Source organism: Flavobacterium mesophilum, from assembly GCF_039581405.1.
In the GTDB taxonomy this organism is placed as follows: Bacteria; Bacteroidota; Bacteroidia; order Flavobacteriales; family Flavobacteriaceae; genus Flavobacterium.
In genome coordinates, this window is record NZ_JBCPXZ010000001.1 from 702,969 (window position 1) to 721,898 (window position 18,930).

The window sequence follows — 18,930 nt, forward strand, 5'->3', positions numbered from 1 at the left end:
TGATTTTTTGATATTTATTCAAATGTAGGCATTAATGAAACCGCAACACTTCTCGGATTTTAGGCGAATTTTATATTTTTCCCATGTTTATCTAGACACTTTTTTATATTCTTGATCGTATCCCAAGTTTTTAATTTTGAAAATCTTTTTGAATTCGCTTCTTGCTGGCTTGATCAAATACGAAATAGAATCAAGCTTTTTAGCTTTATTTTAGTGACGGAATCAAGCTTTTTCAAATCTTTCAAATCATAAAGATTTTTAAATTTCAACGTATTTTTATCAAGTAAAACAAATCGAGCTCTCCAGAATATGGAATCTTTTTTACTCAAAATTAATTGCCCATCAATGCGTTTTGCTTTTTGATAAAGAGAAAACCTGAATAGTGTATCAATACTTTTTTGAATCAACTCTATCGAATCTCCTTTTGGGAAAATATCATAACTATATTTTGTATCCTTTACCACTAATTTGCCATTAACAACATCGCACTCAGCCTTTAGCGAATCTAATTTAAGCTTATGAATTTTGAACTTCCAAAAGTATTCTTCCAGAATTCTATCTTCTTCAATCCTAATAAAGGTCGAATCCTTATTAACATACAATCCTCTAAATTTAGCTGGAAAACGATCCAACTCAGAATCATTATTAGGTTGCGGATTTTCAAAATAAAAAATTGCACAACCTTCTACACATTCTGCTGCTGCATCTGCTTTTTTACAGGAAATAATTACTGCTAGTATCGCGATAATCAAAAACATCTTTTTCATCGCAAGATTATTTATAATGACAAAAAATTCCTTTATCATAAACCGTCCACAAACTTGCTTTTTGATTGGACGCTTTCAAAGCATTGTTCGCCCAAGTATTACAAGTATAGAAAAGGCTGTAACTTCCTTTTGCTTCATAAAAAGCATCTTTTTTTCCGTAACTATGACCTTCAATCCATTGCGGATGAATTGGATCGCTGAAACTTTCTGAAATATATGCTACCAATTTTTGATAGTTTTCTTTAGAAACTAAAATACGCTTACAGTCATCACCTTCTCTCAATTGCTTGAAAAATGTAGTATGCATTGCCGACGAACTGACTCCAAATGCAGCCTTAAAAGCAGTACTGGCTTTTAAATCTGACCATTCTGGCGTTTCAAGATAAAATCCTTTGTCGCCCCAACCAAAAGCGATATAATTCACCAAAGAATCTTTTGATTGTGTTTGACTGAATTGAATTTCATTTCGCCAATCTTTGATTTCATTTTTAATTGGAACCACAACATCCGTATGGACTCCGTTTGAAAGAATATAAATCGGAATTGCGTTATGCTCTTCCACTTGCGCAATATCTGAATTGACTGTGATTTTGGAGATAATCAAAACTAATGAAGTGTATAAAGCAAGAAAACTGAAAAATCCGAAAAGCGTCCAGCCCAGAAATTTAAATGATTTTTTTAGCATTTTGATTGGTTAATTTTAGATTAGTAATTGGTTAATTTTTCTGTAACCAATTTTTAAGCCAAAAATTTTACCACACAAAAAAAGCCCGCAGATTTGACTGATTCGCTTTCGCGAAAGCGCAGATTTACACGGATTTTTTTCTTTCTTTTTTGTTCTTCTTATTCTCATTTTTGTCATCCTGACGAAGGAAGGATCTCCGCAAGTAACTCCGTAACTATTTGAAAAACTTTGTAGAGCTACTTGCTAAGATTCCTCGTTCCTCGGAATGACAAACTTTATGCAAAACCACTTCATAAGTTTTTTAAGGATAAAAAAAAACTGCTGAATCTCTCCAGCAGTTTTCTCTATTTTCTTTCTTCTTGTTTCTTTCTTCTTAAAAAAAGATTAAACGTTAAAACGGAAGTGCATTACATCACCATCTTTTACGATATATTCTTTTCCTTCAACTCTGAATTTTCCAGCTTCCTTCGCTTTTGCCTCAGAACCGTATTGAACGTAATCATCGTATGAAATAACTTCTGCGCGGATAAATCCTTTTTCAAAGTCGGTGTGGATAACTCCAGCCGCTTGAGGTGCAGTCGCTCCAATATTGATTGTCCAAGCACGAACTTCTTTTACACCTGCTGTAAAATAAGTTTGTTGTTTTAATAATTTGTAAGCTGCACGAATTAGAACTGATGCTCCTGGTTCTTCTAATCCCATATCTTCTAAGAAAACCTGACGCTCTTCGTAGCTTTCTAATTCTGTAATATCAGCTTCTGCTCCTACTGAAAGCACGATAACTTCAGCTTCTTCATCTTTTACTAATTCACGAACTTGGTCAACATATTTGTTTCCACTTACTGCTGAACTTTCGTCAACATTACAAACGTATAAAACTGGTTTTGCAGTAATTAATTGAAAGCTTTCCATCAAAACTTCTTCATCATTATTTTGAGGAACCACAGTTCTTGCTGATTTTGCTTGCAATAATGCCTCTCTAATTCTGTTCAATAAAGCTTCTTCTGTTTGCGCTTCTTTATTTCCTGTCTTTGCAGCACGTTTTACTTTTTCTAAACGTTTTTCGATTGTTTCTAAATCTTTTAACTGCAACTCGATATCGATAGTTTCTTTGTCACGAATTGGGTTTACATTTCCATCAACGTGTACAATATTATCATTGTCAAAACAACGTAAAACGTGAATGATAGCATTACACTCTCTAATGTTACCTAAAAACTGGTTTCCAAGACCTTCACCTTTACTTGCACCTTTTACCAAACCTGCAATATCAACGATATCTACAGTTGCCATTTGTACGCGTTCTGGTTTTACTAATTCTTCTAATTTGTTGATTCTTGGATCTGGAACGTTTACAACACCAATATTAGGTTCGATTGTACAAAACGGAAAGTTGGCACTTTGCGCTTTTGCATTAGATAAACAATTAAATAATGTTGATTTTCCAACATTTGGTAATCCTACAATTCCTGCTTTCATCTGTTTGTTTCTATATTATTATTTGGTCTTATCATTTTAGACCTTAAAACATTAAACCTTGTAATTTAATGCATTATGATTTTATGTCTTTTTCTTGATTTCTGCCAAAATGATATTTTTTGGCTTTAAAATTTTGCAAATATAAGATTTAATAGCTCTTGCACGAAGTAAAAATGTTCATTAATATAATTTTAAAGCCAATCTTAAAAATTTTTAAACATTTTATTAAGTTTTTGTTAAAAAATACTACTTTTATAAACTAAACCAATAAAAAACAAACCAAAAAACCAAACCAACATGAAAAAACTTGTTTTATTATTATTTCTGCTGAATACAGCATTTCTTTTTGCCCAAAAAGAAATCTCAGGAGTCGTTAAGGACAAAACCGGCACACCACTACCAGGTGTAAACATTGTCGAAAAAGGAACTTCAAATGGTGTCTCCACCGATTTTGAAGGAGGTTATAAAATTAAAGTCAAAGATGGCGCTACATTAGTTTTTAGCTATGTTGGTTTTTCAACCGTTGAAAAATCGGCTTCAAGCAATAAAATAGATATCACTTTAAACGAAAGCGATGGCCAAGTTTTAAATGATGTAGTTGTCGTTGGGTCAAGAAGCACCAAAAGAACTGTTGTAAACTCAGCAGTCCCTATTGATGTCATTAATGTAAAAGATGTTACAACTCAAAGTGGTAAAATTGAAATTAATCAATTATTACAATACGTTGCTCCATCATTCAACGCCAACAAACAATCAGGTTCTGACGGAGCTGATCACGTTGATCCAGCTTCTTTAAGAGGTATGGGACCAGATCAGACTTTGGTTTTAATTAATGGAAAAAGAAGACATCAATCCTCTCTTATCAATTTATTTGGAACTCGTGGACGTGGAAACACAGGAACCGATTTGAATGCAATTCCGGCTTCTTCAATCAAAAGAATTGAGATCCTTAGAGACGGTGCAGCAGCGCAATATGGTTCTGATGCCATCGCCGGAGTTATTAATATTATTACAAATGATAATGTAAAAGAAGTTAACGGATCTGTAACGTACGGCGTTTTCAATACCAATGCAAAAGGCGACTTTTTGCCAGGAACACCGAATACAGACGGATTTAGATTAGACCAAAAAGGCAACGGAAACTCTTACGGAAAAGACAAATCTTTTGATGGAGGATCTGTGAAAGTTGCAGCAAATTATGGTCTTTCAGTTGGAAGCAAAGGCGGTTATGCCAACTTTACTGGAGAATTTATACAGAAAGATAAAACTTTAAGACCTGCATACGATTTTAGAAAAGGTTTTGGCGATGCACAAATTAGAGGATTAAATTTCTTTGGAAACTTTAACCTTCCATTATCTGAAAGAACGGAACTTTATGCCTTTGGTGGATCTAATTTTAGAGATACCGATGCTTATGCCTTTACTAGAAATGACGGAGAACGCGTTGTTGAAGCCATTTATCCAGGTGGATATACGCCAAGAATTACTTCACATATTACAGATAATTCACTTGCTGCTGGAATTAGAACTACGACTACTGGCGGATGGAAAATGGATTTGAGCAATACTTTTGGAAAAAACCGATTCGAATATGATATAAAAGGAACGCTAAATGCTTCTCTTGAAGAGAAATCTCCAACAGAATTTAACGCGGGAGGCCATAGCTTGCTTCAAAACACAACCAATTTTGATATTTCGAAAAATTATGACGACATCATGAGCGGTTTCAATATTGCTTTTGGAACCGAATTCAGAGTAGAAAAATTTGAAATCTTTGCTGGTGAAGAAGGTTCTTACACTACCTACGACACCAATGGACAACCAATTACTGATCCAACAACGCAAAGCGCACCGATTGATCCGATTTCTGGAAATCCGAGACCTGGAAGCTCACAAGGTTTCCCTGGATACAGCCCAGCAAACGAAGTAAATGAAAGCCGTACCAACTTTTCTCTATATACTGATGCCGAATTAGATGTAAGCAAAGCATTTATGGTGAGCGGTGCTGTTCGTTTTGAAAATTACAGTGATTTTGGAAGCACATTAAATGGAAAATTAGCTTCAAGATTCAAAATCAATGATCATATCAACTTAAGAGGTTCTGTAAGTACAGGTTTCCGTGCGCCTTCATTAGCTCAAATTTATTATAATTTGCGTTTTACAAACTTTAATGCAAGCGGTGCAACCGAAGTTCTTTTGGCTCCAAATGACAGCCCTGTTACAAAAGCTTTCGGAATTGAAAAATTGAATGAAGAAAAAGCTGTAAATGCTTCTTTAGGTTTCACAGCGACTTATGGAGATTTCACCGCAACTGTTGACGGTTATTATATTAAGGTAAAAGACCGTATCGTTCTTACCGGATATTTTGATGCCAGTTCTTTAAACCTTGGTGTTTCTGAAGCGCAATTTTTTGCAAACGGAGTTGACACTAGCACACACGGTCTAGACTTGGTTTTCTCTTGGAAAAAGACTTATGATTTCGGAAATATTGGCGCTACCTTAGTTGGTAATATCAATGATATGAAAATTGACAAAGTTAAAAATGGTGATTTAGATGCTGAAACTTTCTTTGGAAACCGCGAAAAAGCCTTTTTACTGGCTTCAGCTCCAGACAGTAAATTCGGTTTAAATCTTACTTATGCGAAAAACAAATTTGACGCAGGTTTAGCTTTCACACGTTTCAGCAAAGTAGTTTTAGTTGATTATGCCGATGAAGAAGATGTTTACAACCCAAGATTGGTAACTGATTTAACTTTAGGCTACAGACTTTCTAAAAACTTAAAAATAAGCATCGGAAGCAATAACTTATTCAATGTTTATCCAACAAAACAAGACGAACAAGGAAACACAGAAGCCGGTGGTTACTGGGATGCCGTTCAAATGGGATTCAGCGGTGCTTATTACTATGCAAGACTTGGATTTAATTTCTAGACATTTCAAAACAAAAGGGCTTTAACTTCCTTCAGCCTGACAATAAACAAAAAAATCCTGAACTCTCGGTTCAGGATTTTTTTGTTATAATTAAGTGACATTTCACATTCTCACATTCTCACATTTTCTCATTCTCACATTTTCTCATTCTCACATTTTACAGCTTATAATCCAAAGCCGCAATAATTGCTTTTTCTTCATCAGTAGCGACAAAACCAGAAATATCCCAATAATTGGTCATGATTTTATTCTTCTTATTAAAAAGTGTTTTCTCTTTAAAAACGTCGCTTTCTTTATAAGTGAAATTTTGTCTGTTAAAATGTGTTGTGGTGAAACTGTTTCTAATTTCGATTTTCTTTGTTTGTTCTTTCAAAACAAGATTATATGCAATTTCTTCATTCGAACTCAACAAATAATAATCTTCCCCATCGATTCTGTAGCTCACTCTGACATTAGATTTTGTTACATTTTTTGAGCCTGGCTTCGTCTGTTCTTCAATTTGCATCAGATTTCTAGGCTCAATCGTAATGGTATATTCGATAATAAGTTTTTTAACCGGATCATAAACAATCTCAAAAGTATCCAATGCTTTTTTTGATTTATCCAGAGGTGTAATTTTCAACACATAATAATCTTTATTATTGGGATGACCAGTCGTTGTAAAATCATATTCTTTTCTAGTTTTAGGATCTAAAACCGGATCGAAATATTTCAAATTCGAATAATTCTCCATGATATTATTCAAATTATAGCCTTTCAAATCGGCACTCACATCTGATTCCAATAAGCCATAAGATCTATTTTGCTCTACCAATAATGTAGTAGTTGATTTTTTTTGATTGACTGAAAACTGAAAATTCACAAGTCCGTCATTATAATAAGAGTACTTATTATCGAGCATAAAAAACTCTCTTACATAGACTTTTAATCTGTAAGATGACGCTAATTTTTTCTTAGAATTAGAAACAATTTTTTGAAAAATCTTCTGCGGATTTTCCTTTGAAACTACAATTTCGTCCAGTTTATTATTCTTGTTCTTTAAATAAACCACAGACTTTTGGTCGCCTTTTAGTGACGTCCAGCGGATATTCAAAGGCTCATAATCCGTCTCGGAAATTTCAATATTAGAGCCACCCGCTAGCATAAAAGTCACTATGCCCTCTTTATTACTTATTAGGATTTGCTTGGTCTTCATAATAACTACTGTTGCATTTTCTATCGGTAATTGCGTTTCGATATCTTTTACAATAATAGAATATTCAGATTTTTGCGCAAAAGCAGTAATACTAAATAATACGATAAATAAACGTACCAGTCTCCTCATAGGCTGTTTTTAGAATCTTAACATCAAATTAACAAAATAAATCGTTAGGTAACAGCATTATAAAGAATAAATATTCAAAAAAGACAAAAAAAAATCCTGAGCATGTTACTCAGGATTTTATAAAGCTCTGAAATGAAGTCTCAGAATATTATTCTCCATGCAAAAACGCCTGTCTATTCAACAAGGTTTCTTCGTCTTCTACGTGGTTATCATCTGGTACACAGCAATCAACAGGACATACAGCAGCACATTGAGGCTCATCGTGGAAACCTTTACACTCTGTACATTTTCCTGGAACGATATAATAGATTTCGTCAGAAATTGGAGTTTGCGCATCTTCAGCGTCAACTTCAGTTCCGTCAGGTAAAACTACTTTTCCAGAAAGACTTGTTCCGTCTTTATATCTCCAATCATCTGCACCTTCATATATTGCTGTATTTGGGCACTCTGGTTCACAAGCCCCACAATTAATGCATTCGTCAGTTATAATAATTGCCATCTTTTTATTAGTCTTAAAGTTAAAAATCTCAAAGTTCTAAAGTCAAAATAAAGACAAGCAACGCTTTTGACTTTATGACTTTTGACTTTCGACTTAATTATGCTTATTTTTGTGCAAAATTACAATCAAAACTCTTCATAAACAAACATTATGACATTAGAAACAAAAAAAAGTGTTTTTGTTGAATTAGGAAATTTTTTAAGTCAGTTCTCTGAAAAGGAATCGGTAAAAAAAACGGACGTTTTATATAACGATATTTTCTTTGATGATTTTGAAAACCTAATCCATTTATCACAATCTCATAATGGCTGGTATACACCAGAGCAAGTTTATTTTGCTATAAATTCTTGGGCAGAAGCTTTAACAGAAGAAAACATTGCAAAATGGATTTCTAAATATTCCTTCGACTCCGCTCAGGATGACAACAATGAGAAAACTGTTGCTTTGATTTTGGCTGGAAATATTCCATTGGTTGGCTTTCATGATTTTTTATCTGTTTTGATTACCGGAAACAAAGCTTTGATCAAAACTTCATCAAACGATCAGCATTTGCTTCCTTTTTTGGCTAAATATTTAATTGCTGTAGATGAAAATCTAAAAGACAAAATCACTTTCGTTGAAGGAAAACTTGAAAACTTCGATGCCGTAATTGCAACCGGAAGCAACAATACTGCTCGCTATTTTGAATATTATTTTAAAGACAAACCGTCAATCATCAGAAAAAACAGAAATTCTGTTGCGGTTTTGAACGGAAAAGAATCTAAAGAAGATTTAGAGGCTTTGGGTGAAGATATTTTTCGTTATTTCGGATTAGGATGCCGAAATGTTTCTAAACTTTATGTCCCGAAAGGTTATTCGTTTGATGGATTTTTTGAGGCTATGTTCAAATATCAGGATGTCATTCATTATGAAAAGTACGCTAATAATTACGATTATAACAAAGCCGTATTTTTAATGAGCAATTTTAAGCTTTTGGACAACGGATTCTTGACTATCAAAGAAGATCCAAGCTATGCCTCTCCTATTTCAAGTGTTTTTTATGAATTTTATGAAAATATTGAAGATTTAAAGTCGCGTCTTGAAGCTGATTCTGAACAAATTCAATGTATCGTGAGCAACAATTTAATTGAAAACAGCATCGTATTTGGGCAAACTCAAAAACCCCAATTGTGGGATTACGCAGATAACGTTGATACTATAACGTTTTTGTTAACAACAAAGTAAAATTATGTTGAATTATTTCGAATAATTTATCGCTTTTTCGTCTCGTATTGCCGAAATTTGCATCTTTAAAATTTCGACTATTAACAACAACCATGAAAAAACACAACTACAGCGCAGGACCAAGTATTTTACCTCAGGAGGTTTTTGAGAAGGCATCAAAAGCAATTTTAAATTTTAATGATTCAGGATTATCTATTCTTGAAATTTCGCATAGAAGCAAAGATTTCGTTGCGGTTATGGAAGAAGCTCGCTCCCTTGCTTTAGAATTATTAGGACTTCAAGGAAAAGGATACCAAGCTTTATTTTTACAAGGCGGTGCCAGCACAGCGTTCTTAATGGCTCCATACAACTTAATGAAAGAAAACGGAAAAGCAGCTTATTTAGATTCAGGTACGTGGGCAACTGCGGCAATCAAAGAGGCTAAACTTTTCGGTGAGACTGTTGTAGTAGCTTCATCAAAAGAAGACAATTATACTTATGTTCCAAAAGGTTACGAAATTCCAGCTGATGCTGATTATTTCCATTGCACAAGCAACAATACCATTTTTGGAACTCAAATGAAAGAATTCCCGTCGACTAACGTTCCAGTGGTATGCGACATGAGTTCTGATATTTTTTCACGCGAATTAGATTTTTCTAAATTCGACTTAATCTATGCAGGTGCTCAGAAAAACATGGGACCAGCTGGAACAACTTTAGTTGTAGTTAAAGAAGAAATCTTAGGCAAAAACGGAAAAACAATTCCGAGTATGCTAGATTACGCTAAACACATCAAAGGAGAAAGTATGTACAATACGCCACCTGTTTTTGCTGTTTATGTTTCTCTTTTAACTTTACAATGGATTAAAGAAAAAGGCGGAATTGCTGCTGTTGAAAAATTAAACAACGCTAAAGCGGAATTACTTTATGCTGAAATCGACAGAAACCCATTATTCAAAGGTGCTGCAAAAGTAGAAGATCGTTCAAACATGAATGTAACTTTCTTATTGAACAATCCTGAACACACTGAAACTTTTGACGCTTTATGGAAAGCTGCAAACATTTCTGGATTGCCAGGACACCGTTCTGTTGGTGGTTACAGAGCTTCGATCTACAACGCTATGCCAATTGAAAGCGTTCAGGTTTTAGTTGATGTAATGAAAGCATTAGAAAGCAAAGTTTAATCATTTATACGTTTAATCGTAAAAATGTTCCTTTAAAATATCAAAAAAGAAAAATCAAATAGTTGGTTTATCGATTAAACGATTAACCAAATAAACAACATACACAATGAAAGTATTAGCAAATGACGGAATTTCTAAAAGTGGAATTCTAGCCTTAGAAAAAGGTGGATTTGAAGTTATCACTACAAAAGTTGCTCAAGAACAAGTAGCTAATTATATTAATGAAAATAACATCGACGTAATTTTAGTTCGTAGCGCAACTAAAGTTCGTAAAGATATTATCGATGCTTGTCCTGGAATCAAAATCATCGGTCGTGGTGGTGTTGGTATGGACAATATCGATGTTGATTATGCTAAAGAAAAAGGAATTCACGTAATCAATACTCCAGCTTCATCTTCAGAGTCTGTTGCTGAATTAGTATTTGGACACTTGTTTTCTGGTGTACGTTTTTTACATGATTCTAACAGAAATATGCCTCTTGAAGGCGATTCAAACTTTGACGGTTTGAAAAAAGCTTACGCTAATGGAACAGAATTAAGAGGTAAAACTTTAGGTATTGTTGGTATTGGTCGTATCGGACAAGCTACTGCAAAAATGGCTCTTGGTTTAGGAATGAAAGTTATCGCTGCAGATAGCTTCATCCCACAAGTTGATGTAAAAGTTGAATTTTTCGACGGACAATCAATCACAACTACAATTGTTTCTCAATCTTTAGAATCTTTATTCAAAGAAGCTGATTTCATTACATTACACGTTCCTGCTCAAGATGGTTACATCATTGGCGAAAAAGAACTTGCAATTATGAAAGATGGTGTTGGAATCGTTAACTGTGCTCGTGGTGGTGTTATTGATGAAGTAGCTTTAGTAAAAGCTTTAGATTCAGGAAAAGTTGCTTTTGCTGGATTAGACGTTTTCGAAAGCGAGCCAAAACCAGAAATGGCAATCTTAATGCACTCTAAAATCTCTTTGACACCGCATATTGGAGCTGCAACTGGAGAAGCACAAGACAGAATTGGTACTGAATTAGCATCACAAATTATTACTTTGTTGAGCTAATCAATCAAAAAATAGATTAACTTTAAAGGGATTTATTACATATTTGTAGTAAATCCCTTTCTTTTTATTAATTTTGTTTGTCTAATTTAAACTTTAAAATCATGTTTGAACAATTAACACAATTAGTGCAACAATACGGTGGTAGTGCTGTTGTAAACAATGCCGCTGTTCCTAATGAGCACAATGAAGCAGTAATTAATGAAACTAGTTCTTCGATATTTTCAGGACTTCAAAAAATTGCTTCAGAAGGTGGTGCCGAACAATTAGCAGGCTTATTTAATGGATCGTCTATTGACAGTTCAAATCCAGTTGTACAGCAAATAACGCAACAATTGAGTGGCAGTTTGGGAGAGAAATTTGGTTTAAGCGGTGCAGATGCTTCTGGAGTAGCTTCAAACATGATTCCGCAAGTTTTAAATTCATTAGTCAATAAAGCAAAAGACCCTAACGATAATAGTTTTCAAATTTCAGACATTATAAATTCCATTTCAGGAAACAGCGGGCAAGCTTCTGGAATAATGGACACCATTTCAAAATACGGAATGCAATTTGGACTAGACCAAAACAACGATGGAAAAGTTGATGTCGCAGATGTTCTAGTTGTCACTAAAAGCAAAGGTGGTATTTCTGGCTTTATAGGTAAATTGTTTGGAAGATCTTAAAAAAGATTCTAAGCTTCTAAGGCGCTAAGATGCTAAGATTTTATGGCTGTTTGCTTTGCAAACAGCTTTTTTTTAAGCTTTAAAAACTTAGAATCTTAGCACCTTAGTATCTTTACGAATAAACTGTTAAAAAATAAACCTTTTTCTTTAATTATTCGTAAATTTAGGTTTCAAAATGGCGTCATGAGAAAGTGTATTTACATATTGATTGTTTTGTGTACAATAGTAGCCTGTTCGACAGCTTCAAAAAATAATAATGAAGTTGCTGCAAATTCTTCTAAGCCCAATTCTAAAGTAAATGACACTGTTCGAATTGCAAATGACTCTCTTGAATATGAAGTAATTATTATTGACAACGGATTTTCGACTTGGCTTGCATCTATTGCGCAACCTCGTTTTTATTATTCATTAGCTTATCTCGAAAACAAAAATTACCTATACGTAACGGAATGGAATAATCGCGTGCGTCAGCCACAACTTTACAATCCAAATTTATACGAAATGCTGATTGATTACCGCCCGGAGATTCATTATGGCTATGAAGTGAATTATCTTATTTACAACTACATGATTTATTTTCAAAATACTTATAAACAAAAGCTTTGGGGTTACGTTCCATCTAGATAATGTTACTATATTTGTAATCATTACAAATAACAATGAACAAATTAAAGCAACGCTGGGGAATTACCTCAAATTTACAAGCCATTATCATTCTTGTCGTTTTTGCCATCACGGGATCGGCATCAGCGTGGTTGTCTAAACCTTTCTGTGTTTGGCTCGGAATTACAAAAGAAGATTTTGGAGGTTGGTTTACTTTGATTCGTTTATTGATTATTTTCCCTATTTATCAGGTTTTATTAGTTGCAATTGGAGCAATTTTTGGACAATTTAAATTCTTTTGGAATTTCGAAAAAAAAATGCTCAAAAATATGGGATTAGGTTTTCTGTTTAAAAACTAAACTACTTTGTTTCTTTTCTGAAAATAATAGGTGTAAATCCATGTAATCGTAAACGAGGGAATCACATCAGTTAAAGGAAGAATCTCTTCTACAAAAGTCAAAACACTAGCCACTTTACCTACTCTGCCTTTATACATTTTAGTCATAATAAAAGCTGCAATTGGCGCCCAGATGACATCACCAAATTCTCCAATAAATGGAATAGTAAACGAAATCATTCCGATTCCGTCTAAAAGCAAACCAATTAGAAGTTTTCTGGTTTTATCATCTTCATCAATAACTTTCAAATCTTGCATAATACATTTATTTAAATGTTAATCGAAATTAAAAATAATTGTTCAAACTGAATTATTTCTTTTCTTATTTTAATTTCTAAATTCCCATTATCAAGAAACATACCGAATTATGATTTTAGATTTGGAATTTAGATTTTGGGATTTGAATATTGATTATAATCTTCGTTTCTTTGTAGAAACAGTTTCAAAAAATGATACACGCAAGACATATACATAAATTTTACGATCAGCTTGAAGTATTAAAAGGAGTTGATTTGCATATTAAAAAAGGAGAAATTGTTTCTATTGTTGGTGCTTCTGGTGCCGGAAAAACAACTTTATTGCATATTTTAGGCACATTAGACAAACCTTCAAAAACTAGTGTATCAACTTCCTTGACCATAAACGGCGAGGATATTCTCAAACTAAATGACAAAGCTTTATCGAATTTCAGAAACTTAAATTTAGGTTTTATTTTTCAGTTTCATCAACTTTTGCCTGAGTTTACCGCTTTGGAAAATGTTTGTATTCCTGCCTATATCGCTGGAAAAAAACCTTCAGAAACTGAAGCTGAAGCTAAAAAATTACTTGAGTTTTTAGGATTATCGCACCGTGTTCATCATAAACCAAATGAGCTCTCAGGCGGAGAACAGCAACGCGTTGCCGTAGCAAGAGCCTTAATCAATAAACCAGATGTTATTTTTGCCGATGAACCATCGGGGAATTTAGATACCCATTCAGCCGAAAATCTTCATCAATTGTTTTTCCAGCTTCGTGATGAATTCGGACAAACCTTTGTAATCGTAACGCATAATGAAGAATTGGCCAATATGGCTGATCGAAAACTAATAATGTCTGATGGACAAATTATTTCCTGATGCTTTTAATTGCAATCAGCTGGGTTTATATTTTATTCACAACCACTAATTTAGGCATTGGTTTTGATAAAATATTGAATCTCAAAAATAAAGATTTTGTTACCACATCAATTCTTGGATTATTCTTTGTCACTATTTTAGCTAGTATTTGGGCAATATTTGGAAGAATAAATATTGAATTTCATATTTTTTTAGGGATATTAAATATTTTTTGTCTTCTAAAATTTCGTAATGAAATCCATAGTCTTTACCAATCATTTTTAGCCAATTTAAAACAACTGAAAAATAGTTCAAAGATCTTTCTTTCTATTATTTCAGTTTTAATACTTGCACAGTGCGCTTCAATTCCTTTTGTCATTGATAACGAATCTTATTACATTCAGACTATCAAATGGCTTAATGAATATGGTTTTGTAAAAGGACTCGCAAATCTTCATTTATTTTTAGGACAAAACAGTGGATGGCATATTACTCAAAGTGTTTTTAGTTTTTCTTTTTTATATAAAAACTTCAATGATTTGAGTGGTTTTTGTTTGCTTTTAGGAAATATTTTTGCAATTCAAAAACTTAATGAATTTTACCAAAATCAGAATTCAAATTATTTTATTATTGGATTGTTTCCATTATTTAATCTTTTCTTTTTCCAATTTATCAGTGCACCTTCGCCAGATATTTCTGTTTACATTTTTTCTTTTGTCCTCTTCTTCTATTTTCTAGAAAACTATAAAAAGACAACTCCTGAAATCTTTAATCTTCTGGTCATTTTAGTAATTTTCTTATTTTACATTAAAAACACCACTATAGTATTTACTCTCTTCCCAATCATCCTATTTGCAATTCATTTTAAAACATTATCTGGTGCAAACCTTGTAAAACCAATCTTTCTCAGCATAATTGTATTTACGCTTTTTATTGTGAAAAACATGATTATTTGCGGTTCCCCTATTTTTCCATCAAAAATTTTTAATTCAGTTACCGATTACGCTTTACCTGATTCTATTCAAGTTTTTTATTACAATGAACTCAAATCTTATGGCTATTTTGTAACTACTGAGCAATACAATTCACTTTCCGCCGGAGATTTATTTCTACAATGGATTAAGCTTCCAAAATTAAACGGTTTATTCAATAAAATAAGCATCATTCTAATTGTAATCGTACCACCTTTAATCTATAAATTCAAAAACGAGAAAGCATTGTGGAGTCTTTACTTCATTATGGTTATTCAGTTGTTTTTACTTTTAGTGACTTCACCACAATATCGTTTTTTTATGAATTTTGTATTATTCTTTTCTTTATTCGTTCTAGTTTGCATGGTTAAGAATCAAAAAATAATTAAACTTTTACTGGCGCTTTCAATAATTCCTGTCATAATTGCTTTATTTTTCCCTATAAACATTAGTAAACTTTCCAATCACAAATCATTAATGGAAATCAGCAATTTTTCATTTGAAAATTTTATTTTTCCCTTTAAAAACTCAAAAAGCGATACTGCTTTCAAAAACGTACAAATTGGAAATCTAAATTATAATTCTCCTGTAAAGAACGATTTTTTCTGGGCAAATGGAGACGGAAATTTGCCTTGTGTAGACAAAAATCAAATTGATTACTTTGAAAAATATTTCCATATCATACCACAAATGAGAACCAATGATTTAAAGGACGGATTTTACTCCAAAAAACTTTTAAAAAATGAATAAAACTGAACTCAAAGAATTTCTTGACGAAAAAGTCATTCAATACAACAATCAGGACTTTATTGAAAGCGATCCCGTACAGATTCCGCATTTGTTTTCACAAAAAGAAGATATTGAAATTGCTGGTTTCTTAAGCGCTTCTATTGCTTGGGGAAACCGTAAAATGATTATCAAAAATTCACATAAAATGATGGAGTTAATGGGCAATACGCCTTATGATTTTGTCATGTCACATTCTGATGAAGATTTGGCTCGATTGGAGAATTTTGTTCACCGTACTTTTAACGGAAAAGATTTGGGCGGTTTCATCAAGGGTTTACAACATATTTACAAAAACCACAATGGACTTGAGGCTGTTTTTGCAAAAAATCAAGAAGAAAACAGTCTACAGAAAAGCATCAGCGAATTCAAAAAAATATTTTTCGAAATTGATCATTTGGCCAGAACCCAAAAACACATTTCAGATCCATTGAATAATTCTGCTGCAAAAAGAATCAACATGTACTTGCGATGGATGGTTCGCCAAGATGCAAAAGGAGTTGATCTCGGAATCTGGAAAACCATTTCACCATCCATTTTATCTTGCCCTTTGGATGTCCATTCTGGAAATGTGGCCCGTAAATTAGGTTTGCTTTCGCGAAAGCAAAATGACGGCAAAGCTTTGGCCGAATTGGATTCAAAACTTCGAGAAATGGACAGCCAAGATCCTGTAAAATACGATTTTGCTCTTTTTGGTTTAGGCGTTTTCGAAGGGTTTTAATCTTAAAACTAGCTCCTTTTCATTAGCTTTTTTCTATTTTTTTTCGTAATATTACGATATAAAGCTATTGATATGGAGCATTTTATAGGTTTTATCAAACATATTGTCATTCCATTTTTATTACTTATAACTTTATCCCTGATCGTAATTCTTCTGTTCAAAAGAATACGTTATCAATACACATTACCGTTCCGCCATCATATTACCCGTAAGTCGGAAATCTTCTTAACAGAAATCACGCTTTCATCACCAGAGAAAAATATTTTAAAATATAAGATCGCCCAATTTAAAAAGGAAATCCCGATTCATAAAAACTGGTGCAAAGAAATGCTGATTGATGATATGATCAGAATGAAAAGCAATTTGAAAGGGAAAAGCGCGAAAAACATTCTTTCCATCTACAAACAACTCGACTTAAATCATTACTCGGCAAGCTTAATTAGAGATTTTAGGAAATATAAAAAATGTACTGGGTTTTATCATTTTCAGGCGCTAGGCTACAAACCTGGAGTTTCCTTATTAAAGCCATACATCATGCATAAAAGCAGAATTATTCAGTCAAATGCAAACATTTCTTATCTGGCACTTTCAAAAGGCGATTGGCAAGCTTTGGATAAAATTTCGGTAAAAGTCTCTCCTATTACGACCATAAAAGTGATGGACGTATTGCACTCTGAAAACATCCCAATTCCAAAAGATATTGACCTTTGGATCGAATCCAAGAATAAAGCAATTTTAAAATTGGCTGTAATGGCAATGGTTTTTTACAATTACAGAAACAAGTCGGCCGAAATTATAAAACTGCTTCATCATCCGCATAAAGCTTTGCGAAATGACGTTATTATTGCAATTCGTGATCTTTATCTCAATGAAGCCGAAGAAGATCTTTTGTCCATTTATCAAAAGGAAACAATGAATCTTCAATTAGAAATAATAGAAACCTTGTCTGTAATAGGTTCTGAAAAAACAATTGAATTTTTAAAAAATGAAATTCCGAAACAAGAAATAAAAGATATTAAACTAAAAATGGTTTACTGCTATGATAAACTCGATCCAGCTGGCATCGATATATTAGGCAGTCAGGATCTAGATACGCAAAAAATGATTAATCATATTAGAAAAGTAGAATTATGATACATGATTTTTTAGATCTGTTAATTGATTTCTATGCTGTTTTTGCAGGCACATTTTCTATGGCTTATATTTTGTTTTATGTGTTTTTGGCTTTTTTATCGTATTTGGCCATCATAAAACATGTAAAATTTCAGCGTTATTTAGATGATGAGATTTTACTTCGGTCGAATCATATTCTAGGTGTTTCAATTGTAGCGCCTGCTTTCAATGAAGGGGTAAATATTGTATATAATGTAAAATCCCTGCTTTCATTAACTTATCCAAAATATGAAGTTATAATTGTCAACGACGGGAGTTCTGACGATACGCTTGAAAAATTAATATCCGAATTTGATTTGGTCAAAATTGATTTTTATTATCAGGAAAAAATCGTCACGCAACCCGTAAGAGGACATTATAGATCCCGAAATCCCGTTTATTCAAAACTCCTTGTTGTCGATAAAGTAAACGGAAAAAGTAAGGCAGATGCTTCAAACGCAGGAATAAACTCGTCTCAATATCCGCTTTTTTTATGTACTGATGTCGATTGTATTTTAAAAGCAGACACGATTTTAAAACTAGCAAAACCTTTTATGGAAAGTCCGATACGCGTTATTGCAAGTGGTGCAGGAATCCGGATTTCAAATTCTTGCGAAGTCAAAGAAGGTTTTTTGTTAAGGGTTCATTATCCGAAAGAATGGTATCCTCGTTTTCAGGAATTGGAATATGTTCGCTCTTTTTTATTTGGAAGAATGGCCTGGAGTCAGATCAACGGACTACTTTTAGTTTCTGGCGGACTTGGCATGTTTGACAAAGAAATTGTGATAAACGCCGGCGGATATTGGCATCAATCTTTGGGAGAAGACATGGAGCTGATTACCCGAATGCGAAAATACATGCACGACAACAACAAAAAGTTTCTAATCAAATACATTCCCGAGTCTCTTTGTTGGACAGAAGTTCCAAGCACAAAACAGATTTTTTTAAGACAACGAATTCGCTGGGCACGCGGACTTATACAAACGCTTTACCTGCATCGAAACATGTTTTTTAATCGAAAATATGGCCGAACCGCTTTTTTAGTATTGCCTTTTTTCTTTCTATTTGAATTTATGGTTCCTATTTTTGAATTTCTGGGAGTTATAGTTCTTATAGCAAGTTTCATATTCAACATAATCAATTTTCAATATTTGCTAATCATAAGTCTCTTGATTTATCTTTTCTATCTCTCAATAACCATCATTTCCATATTAATTGACGAAACTTTGTATAGAACCTACTCCAACTACAAAGAAATAATTACTCTGATAATTATGGCTTCTATTGAGCCCCTTGTTTATCATCCTGTTAATGTTTACGCTTCGTTGAAAGGATACTGGTATTTCTTTGGAAAAAAAGAACAAAAATGGGGCGTCATGGTCAGAAAAGGTTTTGACCAGCCCAATAAAAAATGA

18 protein-coding genes are annotated in these 18,930 nt (G+C 33.3%); 12 read left to right on the forward strand and 6 right to left on the reverse strand.

What is annotated here, in order from left to right; all coding sequences use genetic code 11:
- Positions 1-173: 173 nt before the first annotated feature.
- The 3 genes from AAYQ19_RS02990 to ychF all read right to left on the reverse strand — a co-directional run bounded on the left by AAYQ19_RS02990 (position 174) and on the right by ychF (position 2,931).
- Complete coding sequence (locus AAYQ19_RS02990) at positions 174-767, reverse strand: hypothetical protein (protein ID WP_343533685.1); 594 nt, start codon at positions 765-767, stop codon at positions 174-176.
- Between the two features lie 7 nt (positions 768-774).
- A complete protein-coding gene (locus tag AAYQ19_RS02995; RefSeq protein ID WP_343533687.1) occupies positions 775-1,452 on the reverse strand; it encodes a TIGR02117 family protein in 678 nt (225 codons plus the stop codon).
- Between the two features lie 384 nt (positions 1,453-1,836).
- A complete protein-coding gene (gene ychF, locus AAYQ19_RS03000) occupies positions 1,837-2,931 on the reverse strand; it encodes a redox-regulated ATPase YchF (protein ID WP_343533689.1) in 1,095 nt (364 codons plus the stop codon).
- Between the two features lie 297 nt (positions 2,932-3,228).
- Here ychF and AAYQ19_RS03005 point away from each other — a divergent pair, with 297 nt between their 5' ends.
- A complete protein-coding gene (locus AAYQ19_RS03005) occupies positions 3,229-5,862 on the forward strand; it encodes a TonB-dependent receptor (RefSeq protein ID WP_343533691.1) in 2,634 nt (877 codons plus the stop codon).
- A gap of 157 nt (positions 5,863-6,019) precedes the next feature.
- Here the strand turns inward: AAYQ19_RS03005 and AAYQ19_RS03010 are convergent, their stop codons facing one another.
- Both AAYQ19_RS03010 and AAYQ19_RS03015 read right to left on the reverse strand, forming a co-directional pair.
- Positions 6,020-7,186, reverse strand: a complete 1,167-nt coding sequence (locus AAYQ19_RS03010) for a hypothetical protein (protein WP_343533693.1) — start codon at positions 7,184-7,186, stop codon at positions 6,020-6,022.
- A 148-nt stretch (positions 7,187-7,334) separates the two neighbouring features.
- A complete protein-coding gene (locus AAYQ19_RS03015; protein ID WP_026729225.1) occupies positions 7,335-7,685 on the reverse strand; it encodes a 4Fe-4S dicluster domain-containing protein in 351 nt (116 codons plus the stop codon).
- A 150-nt stretch (positions 7,686-7,835) separates the two neighbouring features.
- Here AAYQ19_RS03015 and AAYQ19_RS03020 point away from each other — a divergent pair, with 150 nt between their 5' ends.
- The 6 genes from AAYQ19_RS03020 (at position 7,836) to AAYQ19_RS03045 (ending at position 12,753) form a co-directional block, all read left to right on the forward strand.
- Positions 7,836-8,909, forward strand: coding sequence for an acyl-CoA reductase (locus AAYQ19_RS03020; RefSeq protein ID WP_343533696.1), 1,074 nt, complete (start codon positions 7,836-7,838; stop codon positions 8,907-8,909).
- 92 nt (positions 8,910-9,001) lie between these two features.
- Positions 9,002-10,072, forward strand: a complete 1,071-nt coding sequence (serC, locus tag AAYQ19_RS03025; protein WP_026729223.1) for a 3-phosphoserine/phosphohydroxythreonine transaminase — start codon at positions 9,002-9,004, stop codon at positions 10,070-10,072.
- A gap of 106 nt (positions 10,073-10,178) precedes the next feature.
- Complete coding sequence (locus AAYQ19_RS03030; RefSeq protein WP_343533699.1) at positions 10,179-11,129, forward strand: D-2-hydroxyacid dehydrogenase; 951 nt, start codon at positions 10,179-10,181, stop codon at positions 11,127-11,129.
- A gap of 101 nt (positions 11,130-11,230) precedes the next feature.
- Complete coding sequence (locus AAYQ19_RS03035) at positions 11,231-11,791, forward strand: hypothetical protein (protein WP_343533701.1); 561 nt, start codon at positions 11,231-11,233, stop codon at positions 11,789-11,791.
- Positions 11,792-11,974: 183 nt separating this feature from the next.
- Positions 11,975-12,418 carry a DUF6146 family protein gene (locus AAYQ19_RS03040; RefSeq protein ID WP_343533703.1) on the forward strand — a complete coding sequence of 148 codons (444 nt, stop codon included), beginning with the start codon at positions 11,975-11,977 and terminating at the stop codon, positions 12,416-12,418.
- Positions 12,419-12,450: 32 nt separating this feature from the next.
- Complete coding sequence (locus AAYQ19_RS03045) at positions 12,451-12,753, forward strand: DUF6787 family protein (protein ID WP_343533705.1); 303 nt, start codon at positions 12,451-12,453, stop codon at positions 12,751-12,753.
- Here the strand turns inward: AAYQ19_RS03045 and AAYQ19_RS03050 are convergent.
- Positions 12,750-13,049 carry a hypothetical protein gene (locus AAYQ19_RS03050; RefSeq protein WP_343533707.1) on the reverse strand — a complete coding sequence of 100 codons (300 nt, stop codon included), beginning with the start codon at positions 13,047-13,049 and terminating at the stop codon, positions 12,750-12,752. The genes AAYQ19_RS03045 and AAYQ19_RS03050 overlap by 4 nt on opposite strands.
- 191 nt (positions 13,050-13,240) lie before the next feature.
- On the opposite strand from AAYQ19_RS03050, the gene AAYQ19_RS03055 reads away from it, so the two are divergent.
- From AAYQ19_RS03055 to AAYQ19_RS03075, 5 genes are all read left to right on the forward strand, one after another.
- Complete coding sequence (locus AAYQ19_RS03055; RefSeq protein ID WP_343533709.1) at positions 13,241-13,906, forward strand: ABC transporter ATP-binding protein; 666 nt, start codon at positions 13,241-13,243, stop codon at positions 13,904-13,906.
- Positions 13,906-15,606, forward strand: a complete 1,701-nt coding sequence (locus tag AAYQ19_RS03060) for an LIC_10190 family membrane protein (protein WP_343533711.1) — start codon at positions 13,906-13,908, stop codon at positions 15,604-15,606. The genes AAYQ19_RS03055 and AAYQ19_RS03060 overlap by 1 nt, the downstream gene beginning before the upstream one ends.
- Positions 15,599-16,363, forward strand: a complete 765-nt coding sequence (locus tag AAYQ19_RS03065) for a TIGR02757 family protein (protein ID WP_343533713.1) — start codon at positions 15,599-15,601, stop codon at positions 16,361-16,363. Before AAYQ19_RS03060 ends, AAYQ19_RS03065 begins: the two co-directional genes overlap by 8 nt.
- A gap of 72 nt (positions 16,364-16,435) precedes the next feature.
- Positions 16,436-17,497, forward strand: a complete 1,062-nt coding sequence (locus AAYQ19_RS03070) for a HEAT repeat domain-containing protein (RefSeq protein WP_343533715.1) — start codon at positions 16,436-16,438, stop codon at positions 17,495-17,497.
- Positions 17,494-18,930, forward strand: a complete 1,437-nt coding sequence (locus AAYQ19_RS03075) for a glycosyltransferase family 2 protein (protein ID WP_343533717.1) — start codon at positions 17,494-17,496, stop codon at positions 18,928-18,930. The genes AAYQ19_RS03070 and AAYQ19_RS03075 overlap by 4 nt, the downstream gene beginning before the upstream one ends.

Excerpts from the sequence above, each read along its gene's own strand:
- AAYQ19_RS03020 (WP_343533696.1), top strand. The coding sequence starts at position 7,836 with ATGACATTAGAAACAAAAAAAAGTGTTTTTGTTGAATTAGGAAATTTT.
- AAYQ19_RS02995 (WP_343533687.1), bottom strand. The coding sequence starts at position 1,452 with ATGCTAAAAAAATCATTTAAATTTCTGGGCTGGACGCTTTTCGGATTT.
- AAYQ19_RS03065 (WP_343533713.1), top strand. The coding sequence starts at position 15,599 with ATGAATAAAACTGAACTCAAAGAATTTCTTGACGAAAAAGTCATTCAA.
- ychF (WP_343533689.1), bottom strand. The coding sequence starts at position 2,931 with ATGAAAGCAGGAATTGTAGGATTACCAAATGTTGGAAAATCAACATTA.
- AAYQ19_RS03035 (WP_343533701.1), top strand. The coding sequence starts at position 11,231 with ATGTTTGAACAATTAACACAATTAGTGCAACAATACGGTGGTAGTGCT.
- serC (WP_026729223.1), top strand. The coding sequence starts at position 9,002 with ATGAAAAAACACAACTACAGCGCAGGACCAAGTATTTTACCTCAGGAG.
- AAYQ19_RS03055 (WP_343533709.1), top strand. The coding sequence starts at position 13,241 with ATGATACACGCAAGACATATACATAAATTTTACGATCAGCTTGAAGTA.
- AAYQ19_RS03050 (WP_343533707.1), bottom strand. The coding sequence starts at position 13,049 with ATGCAAGATTTGAAAGTTATTGATGAAGATGATAAAACCAGAAAACTT.
- AAYQ19_RS03060 (WP_343533711.1), top strand. The coding sequence starts at position 13,906 with ATGCTTTTAATTGCAATCAGCTGGGTTTATATTTTATTCACAACCACT.
- AAYQ19_RS03070 (WP_343533715.1), top strand. The coding sequence starts at position 16,436 with ATGGAGCATTTTATAGGTTTTATCAAACATATTGTCATTCCATTTTTA.
- AAYQ19_RS03010 (WP_343533693.1), bottom strand. The coding sequence starts at position 7,186 with ATGAGGAGACTGGTACGTTTATTTATCGTATTATTTAGTATTACTGCT.
- AAYQ19_RS03005 (WP_343533691.1), top strand. The coding sequence starts at position 3,229 with ATGAAAAAACTTGTTTTATTATTATTTCTGCTGAATACAGCATTTCTT.
- AAYQ19_RS03040 (WP_343533703.1), top strand. The coding sequence starts at position 11,975 with ATGAGAAAGTGTATTTACATATTGATTGTTTTGTGTACAATAGTAGCC.
- AAYQ19_RS03045 (WP_343533705.1), top strand. The coding sequence starts at position 12,451 with ATGAACAAATTAAAGCAACGCTGGGGAATTACCTCAAATTTACAAGCC.
- AAYQ19_RS03075 (WP_343533717.1), top strand. The coding sequence starts at position 17,494 with ATGATACATGATTTTTTAGATCTGTTAATTGATTTCTATGCTGTTTTT.
- AAYQ19_RS03030 (WP_343533699.1), top strand. The coding sequence starts at position 10,179 with ATGAAAGTATTAGCAAATGACGGAATTTCTAAAAGTGGAATTCTAGCC.
- AAYQ19_RS03015 (WP_026729225.1), bottom strand. The coding sequence starts at position 7,685 with ATGGCAATTATTATAACTGACGAATGCATTAATTGTGGGGCTTGTGAA.
- AAYQ19_RS02990 (WP_343533685.1), bottom strand. The coding sequence starts at position 767 with ATGAAAAAGATGTTTTTGATTATCGCGATACTAGCAGTAATTATTTCC.